23 protein-coding genes are annotated in these 17630 nt (G+C 34.2%); 4 read left to right on the plus strand and 19 right to left on the minus strand.

Annotated features, from left to right (window positions below):
* Positions 1-209 precede the first annotated feature (209 nt).
* From AC2JF7_RS07695 to AC2JF7_RS07765, 15 genes are all read right to left on the minus strand, one after another.
* Positions 210-1391 (minus strand): SLAP domain-containing protein, encoded by a 1182-nt coding sequence (locus tag AC2JF7_RS07695; RefSeq protein ID WP_500728106.1) that lies wholly within the window; start codon positions 1389-1391, stop codon positions 210-212.
* A gap of 29 nt (positions 1392-1420) precedes the next feature.
* The gene (locus AC2JF7_RS07700; protein WP_500728107.1) at positions 1421-1723 is read right to left on the minus strand and encodes a helix-turn-helix domain-containing protein; all 303 of its coding nucleotides are present in this window, start codon (positions 1721-1723) and stop codon (positions 1421-1423) included.
* A 2-nt stretch (positions 1724-1725) separates the two neighbouring features.
* Positions 1726-2100, minus strand: coding sequence for a type II toxin-antitoxin system RelE/ParE family toxin (locus tag AC2JF7_RS07705; RefSeq protein WP_500728108.1), 375 nt, complete (start codon positions 2098-2100; stop codon positions 1726-1728).
* A gap of 74 nt (positions 2101-2174) precedes the next feature.
* The gene (locus AC2JF7_RS07710) at positions 2175-4715 is read right to left on the minus strand and encodes an isopeptide-forming domain-containing fimbrial protein (protein ID WP_500728109.1); all 2541 of its coding nucleotides are present in this window, start codon (positions 4713-4715) and stop codon (positions 2175-2177) included.
* 117 nt (positions 4716-4832) lie between these two features.
* Positions 4833-5243 (minus strand): hypothetical protein, encoded by a 411-nt coding sequence (locus AC2JF7_RS07715; RefSeq protein WP_500728110.1) that lies wholly within the window; start codon positions 5241-5243, stop codon positions 4833-4835.
* Between the two features lie 14 nt (positions 5244-5257).
* Entirely contained in the window at positions 5258-5803 is a 546-nt protein-coding gene (locus AC2JF7_RS07720) for a hypothetical protein (RefSeq protein ID WP_500728111.1), read from the minus strand.
* Positions 5804-5940: 137 nt separating this feature from the next.
* Positions 5941-6471, minus strand: a complete 531-nt coding sequence (locus AC2JF7_RS07725) for a hypothetical protein (RefSeq protein WP_500728112.1) — start codon at positions 6469-6471, stop codon at positions 5941-5943.
* Positions 6472-6483: 12 nt separating this feature from the next.
* Positions 6484-6927: a hypothetical protein gene (locus AC2JF7_RS07730; RefSeq protein ID WP_500728113.1), complete on the minus strand. Its 444-nt coding sequence runs from the start codon at positions 6925-6927 to the stop codon at positions 6484-6486.
* A 30-nt stretch (positions 6928-6957) separates the two neighbouring features.
* Positions 6958-7668, minus strand: a complete 711-nt coding sequence (locus tag AC2JF7_RS07735) for a class A sortase (protein ID WP_500728114.1) — start codon at positions 7666-7668, stop codon at positions 6958-6960.
* A gap of 106 nt (positions 7669-7774) precedes the next feature.
* Complete coding sequence (locus AC2JF7_RS07740; RefSeq protein ID WP_500728115.1) at positions 7775-8053, minus strand: helix-turn-helix domain-containing protein; 279 nt, start codon at positions 8051-8053, stop codon at positions 7775-7777.
* Entirely contained in the window at positions 8037-8399 is a 363-nt protein-coding gene (locus AC2JF7_RS07745) for a type II toxin-antitoxin system RelE/ParE family toxin (protein ID WP_500728116.1), read from the minus strand. The genes AC2JF7_RS07740 and AC2JF7_RS07745 overlap by 17 nt, the downstream gene beginning before the upstream one ends.
* Before the next feature lie 100 nt (positions 8400-8499).
* Complete coding sequence (locus AC2JF7_RS07750; RefSeq protein ID WP_500728117.1) at positions 8500-8727, minus strand: hypothetical protein; 228 nt, start codon at positions 8725-8727, stop codon at positions 8500-8502.
* 1070 nt (positions 8728-9797) lie between these two features.
* A complete protein-coding gene (locus tag AC2JF7_RS07755; RefSeq protein WP_500728118.1) occupies positions 9798-10205 on the minus strand; it encodes a hypothetical protein in 408 nt (135 codons plus the stop codon).
* 12 nt (positions 10206-10217) lie between these two features.
* A complete protein-coding gene (locus tag AC2JF7_RS07760; protein WP_500728119.1) occupies positions 10218-10511 on the minus strand; it encodes a hypothetical protein in 294 nt (97 codons plus the stop codon).
* A gap of 6 nt (positions 10512-10517) precedes the next feature.
* Positions 10518-10847, minus strand: a complete 330-nt coding sequence (locus AC2JF7_RS07765) for a hypothetical protein (protein ID WP_500728120.1) — start codon at positions 10845-10847, stop codon at positions 10518-10520.
* A 142-nt stretch (positions 10848-10989) separates the two neighbouring features.
* Between AC2JF7_RS07765 and AC2JF7_RS07770 the strand changes: the two genes are divergently transcribed.
* The gene (locus AC2JF7_RS07770; RefSeq protein WP_500728121.1) at positions 10990-11562 is read left to right on the plus strand and encodes a recombinase family protein; all 573 of its coding nucleotides are present in this window, start codon (positions 10990-10992) and stop codon (positions 11560-11562) included.
* Positions 11563-11677: 115 nt separating this feature from the next.
* On the opposite strand, the gene AC2JF7_RS07775 is transcribed toward AC2JF7_RS07770, so the two are convergent.
* Positions 11678-12748, minus strand: a complete 1071-nt coding sequence (locus AC2JF7_RS07775) for a replication initiator protein A (protein ID WP_500728122.1) — start codon at positions 12746-12748, stop codon at positions 11678-11680.
* Positions 12749-13359: 611 nt separating this feature from the next.
* On the opposite strand from AC2JF7_RS07775, the gene AC2JF7_RS07780 reads away from it, so the two are divergent.
* Together AC2JF7_RS07780 and AC2JF7_RS07785 are read left to right on the plus strand one after the other, a co-directional pair.
* Positions 13360-14157: a ParA family protein gene (locus AC2JF7_RS07780; protein WP_500728123.1), complete on the plus strand. Its 798-nt coding sequence runs from the start codon at positions 13360-13362 to the stop codon at positions 14155-14157.
* A gap of 94 nt (positions 14158-14251) precedes the next feature.
* Positions 14252-14509: a hypothetical protein gene (locus tag AC2JF7_RS07785; protein WP_500728124.1), complete on the plus strand. Its 258-nt coding sequence runs from the start codon at positions 14252-14254 to the stop codon at positions 14507-14509.
* A 453-nt stretch (positions 14510-14962) separates the two neighbouring features.
* Here the strand turns inward: AC2JF7_RS07785 and lepB are convergent, their stop codons facing one another.
* Both lepB and AC2JF7_RS07795 read right to left on the minus strand, forming a co-directional pair.
* Complete coding sequence (lepB, locus tag AC2JF7_RS07790) at positions 14963-15538, minus strand: signal peptidase I (protein WP_500728125.1); 576 nt, start codon at positions 15536-15538, stop codon at positions 14963-14965.
* Between the two features lie 249 nt (positions 15539-15787).
* Entirely contained in the window at positions 15788-16228 is a 441-nt protein-coding gene (locus AC2JF7_RS07795; protein ID WP_500728126.1) for a hypothetical protein, read from the minus strand.
* Between the two features lie 348 nt (positions 16229-16576).
* Between AC2JF7_RS07795 and AC2JF7_RS07800 the strand changes: the two genes are divergently transcribed.
* A complete protein-coding gene (locus AC2JF7_RS07800) occupies positions 16577-17401 on the plus strand; it encodes a helix-turn-helix domain-containing protein (protein WP_500728127.1) in 825 nt (274 codons plus the stop codon).
* 50 nt (positions 17402-17451) lie between these two features.
* On the opposite strand, the gene AC2JF7_RS07805 is transcribed toward AC2JF7_RS07800, so the two are convergent.
* A partial coding sequence (locus AC2JF7_RS07805) for a helix-turn-helix domain-containing protein (RefSeq protein WP_500728128.1) occupies positions 17452-17630 on the minus strand: 179 nt, incomplete at its 5' end.

Here is a 17630-nt window from a genome sequence, read left to right on the forward strand (position 1 = left end):
TTTTTACTGAAAGCCAATCCACCAGTAATAGCACATACCGCAATTAATGCGTCTATGCTTTTCCTTAAGCTGCGTGGCTTTATTGAACTGATTAAATTCATTCAATTTTTCCTTTCTATTTTCAAAAAATAAAAAAAGCATTACTTCCCAGTAATACTTTTGTTTAATCTTGCTATTTAAATTCTATTATCTATCTAGTTTTTTCAATGTTAATTAGCATTATAGTAGTTTGACCAGTCCTTGCTGGTTCCAGCCACCTCGATAAATACTAATCCAACAGTTGAATAATTTCCGTCCCAGTTATAATTTAAGGCCAATGAACCAAAAGCTTTGTTGTCAAACAGCCCGACAATTTTACTCTCGTAAAATGGATCATCCTTTAAACTATTAAAAATCTCGGTAGCCACATGTTCAGGATTACGATCCTTAATGTTAAATTTTGCAGGAGCACCAAGATAATGACCATAATATTTATAATGGTCAAAAGCTTGCACTGCATTCATGCCCTTGCTGGACAATGTTGGCAAATACTTAGCAATATCTTGGTTATTAATATCTTCTGAATAAAAAAACATGTTATTAGCGGTTGAAGAAACCTTGCCAATAAAACTATCTAGTTCTGGATTAGATTTGTAAGGCTCATATCCTTGTTGAACTCTATAATTTTGAATTTTATTCCATAGAGAGTTCTTAATTTGCGCTAATTCAGAATCTGAAAAGTACACCTTATATCCTAACTTATCATTACTATTAGCAAGTAGGTGCTTTATTTCTTCTTTTGTCGGCTTATCATCTTTGCCTGGCATGTCTGAGATTGAACTGTTATTGGTATCGGTAGACTCCAATTTGTGGTCAGTATCACTAATAGGTGTTTTAGCAATAGAATCGTTTATTCTAGCCGTCGACGTCAATATATAATGATTGCCACCAAGTTTATAAAATTGCTGCCCGTGGATTTTAGTTATACCGTGAGCTTCTTCCATTAACCCCTTTTTCAAAGTAATGTTCGTAGGTAGCCCTTTGCTATTATAAACTGTTGCATTAGACGTTAAGACAACGGTATAATCTTTACTTTTATTAGCAGAATTAGCCTTTGCAACATTAGCTGCTTTAATATAGCGGCCTTTGCTAATATGGTAATATTTTTTACCCTTAATCTTAGTTATGCCGTGACATACTAAAGTCCGGTTCTTCTTCAAGGCTTTTCTGCCTTTGCGTTTACCGTGTTTATTATAGACATACGCATTATGTCTTAGCTTAATGCTATAAGTCTTTTTGGCGGCTTGCACCGTTTCCAAATTAGCGCCCAAGCCACTGTTTTGGCCAACACTCAAAACACCAGTGCTCAATAATGCAGCAGTTGCTAGACTAATTACTACTCTCTTTTTCATGCTCTTACTCCTCTTTACTCCTAAAACATCTAATTGGCATATTCAAATGCTAATTTTGGATTATCATTAAAAATATCCATCAACTTAGATACAGCACCTCTCGGCGTACTTCTCCCTGTTTCCCACGAGGTTACCGTTTTAGGAGAAACAGCCATTACTTTCGCAAATTCAACTTGAGTTACATTTAGTTTCTTTCGCAACTGCTTAATATCTTCAGCGTCATATTTTGGCGCTAAGTCGATAGTTTCAACTTGAGTTTCAAAACCTGGATCATGTCCATCTATAAGTTCGTTCAACTCATCTAAGCCTCTTAACAATCTTGATTTGTTCATTACTATTTCTCCCTTAATCGCTTAACTGTCTTCTTTAAAGCATTACGTTCTGCTTTAGAAAGATTAGCTTTTTCTTTTTTAGCATAAATTGCTATAAAGTAAAGACAATCTTGAAATGCAGTAATATATATTGTTCGATAACTACTGCTTTTACCCCTATTGTCTTTTTTAGAAGAAAATCTAAACTTATACGCACCTCCAGTTCCTTCAATAATTGAGCCAGGAAATTTCTTACCATGATTATTTATTGGTGAATTCTTTACATAATTTTTAACTTGATTTTGTAAATCTTTCTTATCTTCACTAGTAAGACCATATGTATCCCAATCTTCATTAAATGAAGGTGCATATTTAAACTTTATGTCTATTTTTTTCATGCTATTTCCTCTACTACCAAATATTATATACCATTTATTAGTAGTATTAAAGTGATTAAGGGACTAATTAAAAATTATTTTTTGATACTCTTATTTACTTTATCTTTAAAGCCTTTTTTCTTGTTTTTCTTGTATAGATATGCACCAATTCCAGCTGCTGCGGCTACCAAAGCAGCTACAATCAACCCGGTGTGTTTCAAGATAAAGTGGCCAGTCTTCGGTAGGAGGCCGTTTTTGCCCGTTACTGGATTATTTGTGCCATCACCATGCAATGAACTCTTCGGATTATTTGGATTCTCCGGACTGTTGGGATTCTTTGGATTATTCAAACTATCTGGATTCCTTGGATCATCCTTTGGATTAGACGGGCCATTAAGTTTGGTGTGGACAAGGTTGGTTGGAGTGTCCTTGCCGTTAATCTGTAAATGTCCAATGTTAGGAACACGACCGTCACTGTATGAGCGTAAATCCGCATTAGCTTTAATGTTGGCTGCAACTGCTACGTAAATCTTTTTACCACTGTATTTCGTTGGATCTTTAGCTGTCCAAGTCCAACTTTCATCAGTGTCGCTAGTCGTTAATGCGCCATCATTAGTAATATTATTGCCGTCGCTATCCAAAACCACGACATTCTTCAGGTCGAGCACATTCTCCAAATCGTCACTTAGAACTAGGGATTTCATATCAGCGTTATTACCAATATCAAAGGTTAGTAAATAATCAAGGGCGTCACCTCTTGCAGCCTGATTACTTTCAACCGTTGTTGCATTAATAATTGATTTTAGGTCATCAGCGCTAGTTGGAGCAGTAGTTGATACACTAGTATCTTTTTGATCGTTTACATTTACTTTCTGTGCCGATTTATACGGATTAGAAAGTATAGACATAGCTTCGTTAAATTGTTTATCAGTTACAGATTTATTTGCTTTTCTGTAAGACCCGTCTGGGCTTTGGACAACTAGTTTTTTAGCTGCATTGATTTTGGCATTACTTGCATTAGCGTCGATTGTCTGATTTACCTTATCTCCGCTATTTTGGCCAGCAGAAGTCTCCGCTTTATTACCAAAATATTTGGTCCAGGCACTCGGATCTTTAACAATACCCTTTTTGGCTTTTGGCTCTTCCGTTTTTGGGGTGACAATCGGTGTGTTTGATGGTGTATCTTCCCCACTATCTTTCATGTGTGCGGTGTTAGGTATTTCAATCACATTGTTCTTTATGTACTTCTGTAAATCTGCATTCTCTTTGACCTTAGCTGTTACAAGCACGGTATAGGTCTTACCGCCCATAGTGGTCACCACATCATCTTTGGGTTGCCAGATAAAGCTTTCCTTTTCATCATCAATCTTCAGCTTACCATCAGAGTCAGTTACATCTTTACCGTCTGGGTTTTGGACAACCACCTTTTTCAGGTCAAGCACGTCTTCGAGGTCGTCCGTAATCTCTACATCTTTGAGCGTTTTACCCTGAGCTGGTGTAAATTGAATTTTGTATGTGTAGTCCTTACCAATCTCAACATTATCCTTGTCTTCATGATATGACCCAGAAAGACCCTCAACCGATTTAACAATCTTGTTCTTTTCAATAGGAGGCGGCGTGATAATATCAACCTTATTTGAAGGTGTATCTTTATCGTTATATTTCATATGAGCAATATTGGGGATTTGGTACTGGTCAGATGCTTTATCTTTATACTTTGATAAATCTACATTCGGCTTTACTTTCGCCGTTATATCAACAGTATAGGAGTGATCTGGCATTTTAACCAGATAATCTTTTGTCGGCTGCCAAACAAAGCTCTCTTTCTCGTCATCAATCTTGAGGTCTCCCTCGCTCTTAGTAATATCATTACCCTTGTCATCAGTTACTTTGACGTTCTTCAGGTCGAGCACATCTTCAAGATCGTCCTCAAAAGCAACATTGGTAATATCTTTACCATTCTTAGGTACCGTGTAGGTGACTTGATAATGAAATTCGTCACCAATGTTATATTTGGCTGAATCACCAAATTTGCCATTCTTATCTTGAACTTGCTTTAAAACAGTTGGATTTTTATCATTTGGCGTATGAACGTTAACTTCATTTGAAGGCACGTCTTTATCATTAATCAGCATATGCGCAACGTTAGGAATGTTGTATTGATTTGTATTCTTGTCTAAATACTTAGACAAATCTGCATTCTCCTTCAGCTGCACCACTGGCCGCATTATCATTTTGCGTCCAAACCACTTTTTAGGGTCTTTGGCCTGCCAGCTGACCTTATTAGTCGCCTTATCAAAATCTAAAGTTCCTTGATCCGTTACGTCATTGTTATTCTCGTCAAAAATCCGCGCCTTTTGATATTCAAAACATGTTTCAAGCTTGTCATAGAATTCAATTCGCTTGATATTCTGATCCAATGGCACTTGAAAAACAATTTGAAAAGGTATATCTTTGCCTTTTTCAAAGGTAGCGTCTGTACCTAATTTTGCTTGCTCTGCGGCGTTAGCCCTAACTGCAATAGGTTGTTGTGTGCTGTTGTAATAAGCAGCACTCACTCCAACACCAGTTAGCGTTAGTCCTACGCCTAGAGCTGCAGCAAGACGTTTACCTTGCTTCTTATTCAGTCTTTTCATTGAAAATCCTTTCTTTTAAAACAAAAAAAGCACCGCTACTTAGATAAGCAACGGTGCCGTTAAATATTATTTCTAACATGAGTTTCATTACTGCATAAACTCAACTCCTTTCAGGTTTTACTTTGCTCCGTGTAGTAGTAAATATGCTATTCCCCCTACTCCTATAACAAATACAACTACATAATTATTAATCGAAAAATAAAGTAAAAACAGATTAAAGAAAATTAACCCAGCATCTATAATTTTCAATTTGCTTGAATATTTAGAAACAAACATAAACAAAACGCCCCATAAAATTACGATGAAAATAAAAAAGAACGTTACAACTGCCCAGAAAATAATAGATCCGTGTTCTATGAATATTTTAGCTTTATCAGCTGGTAATAAAGAATTGAGATTATTTCCATACTGTAAGCGTAATGAATCTAAAAACCCTCTCAATTTCAAAAATTCGAAAAAGTTAGTTATGCTTCCGAAAAATAACATCCAAAAAGTTACTGCTTTATTCTTGATTAATTCTTTAATCATAATTCAGTGGTTTCCTATCCGTTAATTATGTAGCTAATAATTACTGCAAATATACCCCAAACAAAAGTTAATTTGGCTAAAATTGTTGTTTGTTCAGCAATTACCCAATGATAGAGCCTATTAATTAACCACAAGCTGGTAAAATATAGCCACGCTATACTATTAACTAATATTGCCACATTTATTTTAGCTGGCATAATTAATAACCACGAAAATATGATGGAAAAAAAAGTCCAAATTATATAGATTGCACTATTCTTAACTCTTGTTAAAGATATGACACTAAATAGAAATATGAAAAGCGAGCCAAAAAGATTTAACATTGTACTATGTACTAAATCTATTGTATTAGCTTTTATAATTAACTTAGCTAATTCTCGCAACCCGCTTACTTTAGCCACTAAATATAAGAGACCACCTGTATGGTTGCTGCAAGCCAATATCAATAAACTTGATGATATTAGCCCAAGTGCTATCGCTAGAAAAAGTATAGGAAAATTTATTTGATTTGAAAAACAAATCATAATCTGATTTTTGATTTTTGCTAAATACTTTTGCATTACTATATCCTTCATATTTTGGCATTACCGATTAACCTATCCGCTAACTTAGCTTGAACAATAAGATTAGCAACTGATTTTGCCCCTTTTAGACTAGATAAAAATACCATATTTTTCTAGTTTTTTCTTTGGTTATGCTACTTCTTTACTTGTCGAACCGTTACTTCAAGCTGCACCTGCCCAGCCATAATTCTATGTGCATAAGCAATACCTAGTGCGCCAATAAAATCATTGGTGTCAATCGTTGAGTTGAAATAAACATCAGGATACAGGTCTTTAATGCTGCTAATCATTTGCTCATAGTCAGTTTCGTTAATATCCATTGCAATTGCGACTAACCCCGATTTAACCTTGGCCATTAGCCACTCCGGAATTTTTACCTTCCCCCAATCATCCTCTGGTTCAGATTCACCGATAAACATCCGTGGGTGCTTATTCGCTTCCTTTTGGGACTCTTCTTTAATCAATTCATTAAAAGCATATCTAACAATTTGTTTGGCAGCATTGGGAACTGTTAGTTGTAATTCTTTAAAGTTGCGTGAATAGCCCCCTTTTCTAGCAATGTTGTCAGCAGCACTTTTAGCATAGCTTGCCATTAGATTCTCAACTGCTTGATATTCACTTTTTGGCACTCTAAATGCTAATCTATGTATTTTCTTCTCCACCATTTCTCATTCTCCTTATATATGACGTATTAACTTACTAAGTTTAGCCTTGTTTCCTTTCAATTCAGAAACAAAGAGCCACCCTAGATAGGCGAGAAAATTATGTTTTACAGAATAATCGCATTCAGCAATTTCTGGATATAAATTTTTTTGTTGTTTAAGTAAGGAAATAAAAATCTGACTTGGAACTTTGGCTAAAATAATGTAGCCATTTTCTTTATTATGATTAATTTCAAACTCTTTTTTCCAAAACTCATCAACTATTGTATTTAAACTGAGGTCGTCTCCCCTCGCCTGCTCCTGAACCATTTCTTCAGCTGCAAATTTAAAAATCATTGTTGCGGCGAAATCGTTATTATTTTTGTCGACTTCAAAATTTGCACGACAAAACTGTTCAACTTTATCAAAATCTGATTTTAAAATTTTAAATCGGACAACTACCATTTTTTTCCTTTCCATCAAAAAAAGAAGTTACTCTTTGTAATTCCTCTATATCCTAAATGACGCTTTAACGTACTTAGACGCCGATTTTAACGATTGCGACCCAGTTAACCTACCCCTAACAAAAAGCCGTCCTTGGCCCGTATAATCGCAGGTAAACAAAGATATTACTGGACTCCTTCTAAACTTCTTGGTATTAAGAGTTAGACGCAAATTATAGACGTCAATAAAGCGCGAGGAAGTTATCTTATAGAAATAGACCTTTTTAAAGTCGGTTAGAAAGATTGCCGTACCATTACGCAAGCTGCCATTAACCTTCGCCGTGTAAAGCGGACTAAAGTAGGACCGGCCATCATCCATATTGTGCCCAGCTAATGAGTAATTATTCTGGCCCATCTTCTGATTAGCCCAGAAGGTACCAACACCTAAAGCCAATTCATTATTGCCTGTCCCACGATAAATATTTAGTAGAATATTCTCATCGTTAATGGCAATTTGGCCAACTGCCCGATAATCTTGCCGATGACGCCAGGCATCTATCAGCGATTGCGGCGAAATCGGCTTAACATGCTTTAAATTGTAGTCAGGTTTCTTCTTCTGCTTATGATAACGAGCCTGTTTTAATTCAGTACGGTTATTAGATAAAGATTGAGCTGTTAGCCCCTGGAGTTTGTTAAAATTTAGCACAATTAATGCAGCTACTAAAAGTAGCAAAATTAGCAAGACTCCCCTGATAGTGTGCCAATTACACTTCTTCATTTTCCTCCTCTTAAAACAAAAAAGAGTAGCTACTTTAAGTAACTACTCTTAACGTAATTTTTACGCCAAATGCAAGTTTATAAATTTGGCAACTAGCTAAAGCACCTTAATCATAAGATATAGAAATGTGCTTACCTACAGCTGCCCCTAATTTGTCCAACATGTTAAGTGTTGGACTCATATTACCGTTCTCAATTCGTGCAATAGTTGACTTACTTACATTAGCCTTTGCAGCCAAATCCCGTTGACTGAGTCCTGCCTTTTTACGCAACTCAGTAACCGCCACGGCAGCTTCCAGTTGGCGGCCATACTGATCAGCAAAATCCTTCAACTCAGAATCGGTTTTAGTTAATTCTTCAAGCATTTCTTCAGTTTGAGTTTTCATTATTATCACTTCCTAAAAATTTGGACCTAATTGTTTTGGCGTGAGTTATTTCCTTCATAGGAGTCTTATTGCTCTTCTTCTTAAAACCATGTGTAATAATATAATGGTTTCCTTTCTTATGAAAATAGATAGCTCTGGCACTATTGCTTCCATGATGTGAGCGGACCTCAAATAAATTTGATTCGAGTTTTTTAACCCATTGTTGTTCTTGTGCTATCAATAGCCCAAATTTACTAATTTTTTCAATTGTAACTAGTAATTTTACGGCTTCTTTGGACGGTAGCTCATGCAAAAAAGCACGAAACCCATTTTGATCATAGTATTCAAAAACAACTTTTTCTTTCATAAGGTCCTCCACTAAACATTACGGTAGCATATGCGCTACCAAATTGCAAGTAAGGTTTTGCTTTTTAGGTTAAGTAATATGCTATATTTATATAGCATATTTAGTTTTGACTGTCAAAGCTAATATTACCAATATTTGCTTGTAAGTAAGCCTCATTTTTCAACTTTTGTGTCACGAAATCAGTAACGATTTTATATTCTTCCGATTTTTTGTTCGTGCAAGCCTCACGTACAAATTGCCAAAAGGCTGTTTCAAGCCAGTCATTGTATGAGGCTGTTTTTACCTTCTTTAAATAGGCAGCAACGATTGGATCAAGCTTTTTTGCCATCGTTTCTCCTTTTATAAACAAAAGACACTCAAAGTCTAAAACATTCAGTGTCTAATTAGTATTTTGACTAGAAGGACGGTCTACGCCCTTCTATTTTTTTAAAATTTATTACCGAAAACTTTTACCAAATTGGATTTCTACTCTTTTTAAGTAATAAGTGTTATCCCAAAAGCTCTCATTTTCATGTTAATTAACTTTTTCAGTTAAAAAGGCACACTTTTGATTTTTCACTTCGTCTAGCTAATCACTGGTCTAATTGCTTATTTTTTCTTTGTTCAAAAAACCTGGTTACTACCAGTAAAAATAAGCTCATAGACGACGGTATTCCTGTGAATCCTTTTCAGCAGCGACATAAGTTTCGGGGCATTTCCTCCTAGATGTATTGTCGATATGACAATACTCCATAATAAAACAGCTACATAACAGTAAATTTTAACGTTGCAAGTGGTTATTAAGCACAAGCTTTTGAATCTCTTCGTCCTGGAGACTTAGCGAGGGCAACTTGGGGAGTAATTGGCGACCGCTGTTCCGCAGTTAATAGAATACAAGTGAACATGCCTGCTCTATTTCTTATCACGTCAGCCCAAACGTAGCATTTTCTGATTTATCTGTGGTTTCCATGTTCTACCACTCCTTAGGCTTATCCGCTTGGCAAGGTGCAGTGTTTCAGCAACAACTTCATTCTTAATACTTTGATTCATAAAAACAAATCAATTGTTAAAAATTTCATTGACCTTGTACTCCAAGTTTCAGCGTGAGTAGTCAGATACTATCCACGCCGCCAGTTTATCGAATTGTCAATGTACAATCGACAAATATACAATTTGTCTAAAAAGATAGAAGGCGTCGAAGCCTTCCCGCTATTCACGGTTGCCATGCAATATCCTTAATCTGCATTATTAGTTTTCAATATTCGACATTGAAAGAGAGGAATATTAGAAAGCAATCTTAATCGCAGATTATCAAGATTGCTTTCTATAGAGCTCCAAAGGATTCGAACCTTTTCAAATTTAACAAGTTGAATTTTCTGCCCTTTTGCAGAAACTCTTTTTACTAAATATTGAAAATCTTTATAATCGGCCCTTATCATTTAGATACGATTTTAAAGTCTTCCGCAATTTATTTTCAGATATTTTATGTTCTTTACTTGAAGAAATGATTTCAAAGTCAGCCAGAGCTGTTTGATATTCTTTTTCAGCTTGAATTAGCTTGCTAATTCGCTTTTCCAGCTTTTTTGCCTTACGTCTAGTATCACGAGTTATTGGATCAATACTTAAAACAGCTAATTTATCTTGAAATTTATCAATCTGAGCCTCAACTTGCTTTATCTGGTCTTGATAATTTTTTTTAGTATTTTCAATTTGTTTTGCATTAGCTAGACTTGTTTTTAGCTCGTTAGCTGACTTGATATATTCTCGCAATTTCATCGCAATATATGCGGCTGTAGCGCAGATGATAATAATTTCCAATCCTTGCATGAAATGGCCTCCTTACTCCAATTCTGCTGTCTGTATTTTCCACAAATACAACAAGTAAAACAAAATTAGGGTAAAAATAATTGTAAAAACAATAAAACAAATGTTGGCAAAGTGATTAAGCCTATTGTCCAATCTCCACCAATATCCAAAAACCGGAGAACGTCCTGCTTTATAAGTAACAAACCCTATAAAGCATAACCAACCTAAACAGACTAAAGCACTGGACAATATATGGGTCATCATAAAACTTAAAATATTAGAAACCTGATCAGTCAGGAAAGCAACAAATTTTTCAATAACACGCATTTTTTGTCACCTTTTGGAAAATCTCTTATTAAAAACTAAGGGTGTAAATCCACTATTATAATCTCTTTTACGATAACAAACTCCATCGCCATGCAGATTGTATCCGACTTGCATATAGCGATATACAAAATTTAATGGTTGTTTATAACCTATATATTTATTGTTTTCCTTATTATTTAGCTCTGTAGAATCATCTATCTGATAAAAATAACCATCTTGTCCATTGAGCCAATAGGCACCAAACATTTTAACTTTGACAATAGTTGCATAAAGTTGGTTAATAGAGCAGATGTTTAACCGTTTGCGACGTACAGCTTTTTTATTCTGGGTTCTCATATCATTAGTCCTTTTCATCTCATAAGTTAAAAGTTGTAAGACCCAAAAATCAATGATATACTGTTTTTAATTTAGTATTTGCTATTTCCGTATTAGTAAAGGCTAAAAAAGAAATTAAAAAAATATTTTAAGGGTTCAAATAATGAATTATGGATACGCTCGAGTCAGCACGCGGGAGCAAAACTTAGATTCACAGATTGATCTTCTAGAAAAATCTGGAGTAGACATAGTCTACAAGGAAAAATATACAGGAACAACCGTGCACAGACCTGTCTTTACTCAGTTATTAACAGTACTCAAAAGTGGGGACAAGCTTACTATTACTAAGCTAGATAGATTCGCTAGAAATACCAGCGAGGCTTTGAAGACCATTGAAGATTTGTTTACAAAAGGCATTACCATCAATATTCTTAACCTTGGAACCATTGATAATACGCCAACAGGTCAACTAACCGTTTCTATTTTTTCAGCAATTGCACAATTTGATCGGGACATGATTATTGCTCGAACCCAAGAAGGTAAAGCATATGCCCGAAAGCATAACCCCAACTATCATGAGGGGAGAAAAAACAAATATAGCGACGAACAAATTGAAAAGCTGTATTTGTTGTATAAAAGAGGTATCCCAATTAAAACAATTACTAAAAACACAGAAATTAGTCGTGCAACTTTATACAGGAGATTTAATAAATTAACACAAATAAAAAATTATTAAAAGCTTTAAAAGTTGATAAATCGTAACTTTTAATTTACGATTTTGCAAAATCCCCTCAAACTAGCGCGGTTGTAGTCTTCACGCCATTTGATTAGCACGTAGCAATACCTCTAAGCTAGTCCTCAGGACGCTCACTTTCTTCTGTGAGCGCCCTGTTTTGCGCTTGCAGTTGTGTGTGCGCAAACTTAGTAAAGCCGTTATACATTGTGCGGTACAGGTAATTTTCAGCATTTTTAATGCGTTTTTTAGGGTCATGTTCGCTGGCCCTAATTTTATTGAAGTAGCTTCGCAGCCAAGTGATTACTTCCTGCTGCAAGGATTTGCCTTCAAGACTTAATAGCACGGACTGCTCACTAAAACCTTGATTAGCCATCTCTTTTGCAGTTGCATTTTTTGCGTTCAAGATTATTTGGATAGCACGTTCAATTTGGGCTGGCGTACTGCACCAAGTTCTAATAACACCTAGTGCAGCATGACTAAGAAAGTCAGTGTTAGCCTTAGCGTCCATAATTTCAGTTAAATGTGCCTTAAGATCATCATTTTGTAAGGCAATCTGTTCAGGAGAATAATTGCTTGAGGAAAAGTCTAAGTGAGTATCTTCATGTATCTTATTAGTATCTAGATATTCTTTATATTGATTGTGTTTAATTTTTAAACTTCCGTGTGGCTCTAGGGATTGAGGGCTGTTTTCCGGAAGTTCATTTTTTAAACTTCCGTGTGGCTCTAGGGATTGAGGGCTGTTTTCCGGAAGTTCATTTTTTAAACTTCCGTGTGGCTCTAGGGATTGAGGCACTTTTTGCGCACTGTTAATCTCATAAATGTCTGCTGCAGTCACTTCCGGTTGCAGTAAATATAATCTGTTAGGTTGATTAACACCCATTCTTTGCTGTTCTAGCAATTCGAATTTTTCTAACTCTTTTTTGATTTTTACAACAGTAGCAGAACTTTTAACCTTTAACGTTTCACCTAATTCTGAATTGGTAAAAATAAAATAAATATCACCATTTTCGTCAACCCAATTATTTTTGATAGAGTAATTTAGTCGGTCTTTTAAAAAGCTAAATGCAACTGCTGCTGTTAAACTTAATTTTTCATACTTTGAATGATTCGTAAAAAAAACTTTTGGCAGTTGATAATAAGTTTCGCGGGTTAGATTGTTAAGGTTATAGTGCTTTTGGCGTTCCATAATATGTTCCTTTCAAATTTTGAATATTAAAAAAGTCGCAGTAGTTGATTAGCTACTGCGACTAAGTTTAGTCAGTTTTTCGATTATTTTTCTTTTTCGTAAGGTAAGCGTAAGGAGTTATCTTGTATTGAAACTCTGAAAATGCTATAATATCTTTAAAGAAAAAAGAAAATAATTGATTAACTAAGTGCATAGTTGATCAACTGGTTTATGAGAAGTTGGCGCTTTTCATAAACCCTTTTTTTTGGTCTTTTTTATTTGGTTTTAAAATTAAGAAATTCTTTTAAATTAAGAATAACAGTAACCGCTTATATTTGCAATAGCAAATTTCCCGGAGTAATCTCCTAAGTTTAATCACCTTCATAAACATAAATATGGCTATGAAGGTGATTATGTATAAGTTTATAGGCATACGCATACGCATGAGTATAAATACTAGCACGTTCATATACATAACTGTAAATATAAACATAAATATGTTGACTTACATCAACATATTTATTATGATAATTATGTTGATAGTTATGTTTACAATCATATTTATGAAAATATGCATCAACACATTCATAAATATGTATATAAGTGAAAGCTGGTTTAAATAGGAGTTCAGTATGAAAATTATTACTTTTGCAGCAATTAAGGGCGGCGTTGGTAAAACCACTTTAGCATTCAATTATGCTGAGTGGCTAGCTGCTAATAACAATAATGTATTATTAATTGACTTGGATCATCAATGTAATCTTAGTCAAATTTATGACCACTATGATACTGAAGGGACAGTAGGAAATATATTTTTAGGAAATGATAAAGTCGTAATCCATGAGATTAAACAGCATATTAGCTTAATAGTGGGAGATATGCACCTGGACGATATAGAAACTAATATAGAGAATAAAACAAATAAAAATATGTTGCTCTATATGTGGCTTTCAGATAATTATAATAGCTTAAACTTGACGCAGTACGATTATATAATTTTAGATACACATCCAGATTTTGCGACTGCAACTAAAAATGCTGTTATTATTAGTAATGCAATATTGAGTCCAATCACGCCTAGTGAGCATGGCTATGCGGCAAAGTTTAATTTGGAGGAACGTATTGATGAGCTAAGGAAAGAAGCAATTGATTTTTCTTCAAGAACATCATACGTTACGGCTGAGTTATTTTTTATAGCTAATATGATCAGACACAATACTAAATCTTCGCACGAGTTACTTAATGTTATTAAGGACGATGAAAGAGTACTGGCAACTATACCAGAGAAAGAACTCTTTAACAGATCAACACTGGACAAGCGGTCATTATCAAGCATGGCTAATGATCATCGTACTTATGTTAAACAGCGTCAATTCTTTGATGAATTAAATAATACTTTTGAAAACGTTACTGAAAAAATGAGTGAATAAAATTTATAGGTATATTTATAAACATGTTTATTAGCATGTTTATAAGCGTATATATGGTCATAAATATAAATGTAGGTATAAAGGAGAAACATAAATGGCTTTTGATCCAAACAATAAAAATATAAAAAAGGCGTTACAGCAAGTTGAAGCTAAGAAGTCAAATAAAGCAATGACGTCTGCTAAAAATATAGTTGTACCCATTCAAGATGGTGGCGGTCGTGAGACTACCAGAAGTTATAATTTCACTTTAAAACCTAGTGTGCGAAATCACTTGCGAGAATTGGCAAGAGCCCACAATTATAAATCGGATTCTAAATTTCTTTCTGATCTTATTGAGAATATAAAAGAATAATTATAGATAAAAAGATAAGTAATAAATCATTTATCATTTAAAATGGAAACTTATTAAGAGAGTGTATAAGAAAAGGCTGTACTAGTTTGATGTAGTACGGCCTTATTTTTCTTTATAATGCAGCACATTAAAAGAAGGGTATTGAAGACATGAAAAAAACTAGTGAAGCGCAATTAAAAGCCAGCAAGAAGTGGGACGACGCTCATAGAGAAAAGAAACAGTACATTGTAGCGAAGTCTCAAGCTAAACGCTTTATTAACAAATTCGCAAAAAAGTAAAAAGCCGCTCTTTAAAGAGCGGCTTTTTGTTGTATTGACTCATAGTATCAGGAACTTAGACGTAACATTTGCTATAATTAGGGTAGAATTGATAGCGAATTGTTTTGAAGCGCTTAATGTGACTGTAAAAATTTAACTTGGCATTTTTATATTGAAAGGGGACTCCTACAATTTTTTAATAGAAAGTTAGCTTTTGAATTGGCCAATATCGTAATTTTACAATGCCAATTATATTATTTTTATTAATATAACCAATCAACCTACTGTCTCTTGAAACATTTCGATGATCTCCCATAACAAAATATGAGTTTTTTGGAACTTTGGAAACACCATGTGTTACTGCTAATTTCCCTAAATTAAAATTATTTGTATATAAGTCACCATTAGCATAAAGCTTTTTACCCTGAATTAAATAGGGTTCGCGTTTTTGGTGATTATTAATATACAAAGTATCATCTTTAAATTTAACAGTATCTCCAGGCATACCTATTACACGTTTTATATAAAGTTCATTTTTGGTATGTGGTGCTCTTAATATTACGATGTCGTCTCTTTTTATCTTAGTATGTCTAACAGAAATAAGTCTATCTCCGTCTTCAAAGTTGGGTTGCATGGATATACCCGATACAGCGTCATTACTCAATACAAAGGTAAACAGTAAATAAAAAATTGCCAAAATAAATACTGCTATGATAGCAGTTTGTCCAACAAATTTTCCTATTGATTCTTCTTTTTCATTTTTCTCGTGCATTATATTTAAATCCCTTAAAATTATTTACTTTTATACATTATAATACGATACTCTTTTAATAACCACATAACATAACTACCTACAACTGGGTGTTTAAATAACGATTAAAGCAAGTAAGGGATTCAACTTAAAACTGCAATTTTCGAATATAAAAGAAAACAACAGATAAACTACACTCAGCATAATTGCGACTAGCACAATTATTTGTAAGATAAATTTACCTGTTGACTTTTTTCCTTTACCTACTGCTTATGCTGCGTCGATATCAACACCCACTGAGGCATTCTTTTTAGAATTATTGTAAACTCTTACAGAATAGTCTCCTGAGCCATTAAAATACTTAACAGTATTTCCTTTGCTTATACTAAACGAATGTACTTCGCTACCATATCGGAACACTTTCACAGTTAGATTGCTTCCACGGTAAACAACAAGATGTACCCTATACCTACCCGAAGAATGAATTCTATTTGTACTTGCAGAAGATTGTCCTGGTGCTAATCCAGTTTCACCATGAGTTTCTGAAGTAGACATAGGCGTAACAGCTACTTCAGTTGGTGCTGATTCTTGGGAAGCAGTACTCGTTTCTACTGTAGCTGCAGATACTTGACTAATAGTTGTAGCAGCTACAGGAGCAATCATACTTACGGCAGCAGCAGCTCCACATAAAGCTTTAATTGATTTTTTCATTTTAGTTTCTCCATAATATTCCCATATTTTAGTTACTTGATTAAAATTGTATATTGTATACCTAATGTATATGCAATAAACATATGCTAAGAGCGTATATATTACAAGCTTCTATTAAAAAACCACATAATTAAATTTATAAACATCATAATATTAATCTTTCTATACTGATATTTTTACTTTAGGAATTTAATTAAACTGAAGAGCTCTCTTTGTTTTATTCCTAAAGTTATAATAGCATCTAAGTATTCTAAAATGTGTGCAAAAATTGCACGATAATTTAAAAGTATAAAAATATGGTCCCCTCTTAAATAATCTCTCCGTAATTAGTAAAAAGGGTTTGTAACTATGAATAACTTTGGTAAAACTATACACGACTTGCGTATTTCACGTAATATGACTCAACAAGAATTGGCTGATAATCTTTTTGATCGTAGCACAATTTCTAAGATTGAACACGAAAATTTAGAAACTTCTTATGAAAATGAAGTTCAATTAATATCACGTCTTGGGTTAACTCTTAATGAATTTGAATATATAAGTAACAATTACCAATTTAGTACTAAAAATAGTCTATTGTCCCGTTTTTTTGACTTAGAAGTGAGTGTAGAAATTGATAAAGTTGAAGCATTACTGCAAGATTGTTATTTAATAAAGAATGATAGTGACATCAAGAGAATTATTAGAATTCTTAAATCCGTTTTATTTCTTAATGAGTCCCACGGCGAGAATCATGCCAAAAAACTGGTTCAGCCTATTTGGTTCGATTATTTATCTAAAGTTCAATTACTTACTATTACCGATATTTCAATTTTAAACACAATTATATATGCTTTTGACTATGAAACTGCTGATGAAATCGTTTCTAAGATTATTACACTTATTGATAGTCATTATCCATATAAGAAATCTTTAAGAATTAATACTTTACTCAATCAAGCATCAATACAAATGTTGAAGAAAAAGTATGTTCTAGCAGCGAATAATTTAGCTAACTTGAAACCGGGACTTAAGGATTTAAAACAATATGATAAGTTACTTGTGGCTAATGCTAGAATTGCAGTTTGTAAGCGTGATAAACTCAGTGCACTCGAACAGGTGACCTTACTTCATAAAATTGGTGCCGATCAACTGGCAGAGGGACTGGAACAAGAAATAAAGGAATTTTTTTAAATTGCCTCTTGATTTGTTAATAGATAATTTTATTGTTCTAAAAAATTTATTTATCGCGTAATCTGATATTTTTTTCTGTAGCGAGTGAAAGTAATCCGGTTAATTCCAGTTACCTTGCTGACGGCAGTGTCTGTCATACCGTCTTGATAAAGTTTAAAGGCGTGTTGCAATTGGGGACTGTCCTTATTGAATTTGGGCTTGCGGCCATGATAGCGGCCCTCAGCTTTAG

The sequence above is a fragment of the Lactobacillus sp. XV31L genome, from assembly GCF_059900865.1.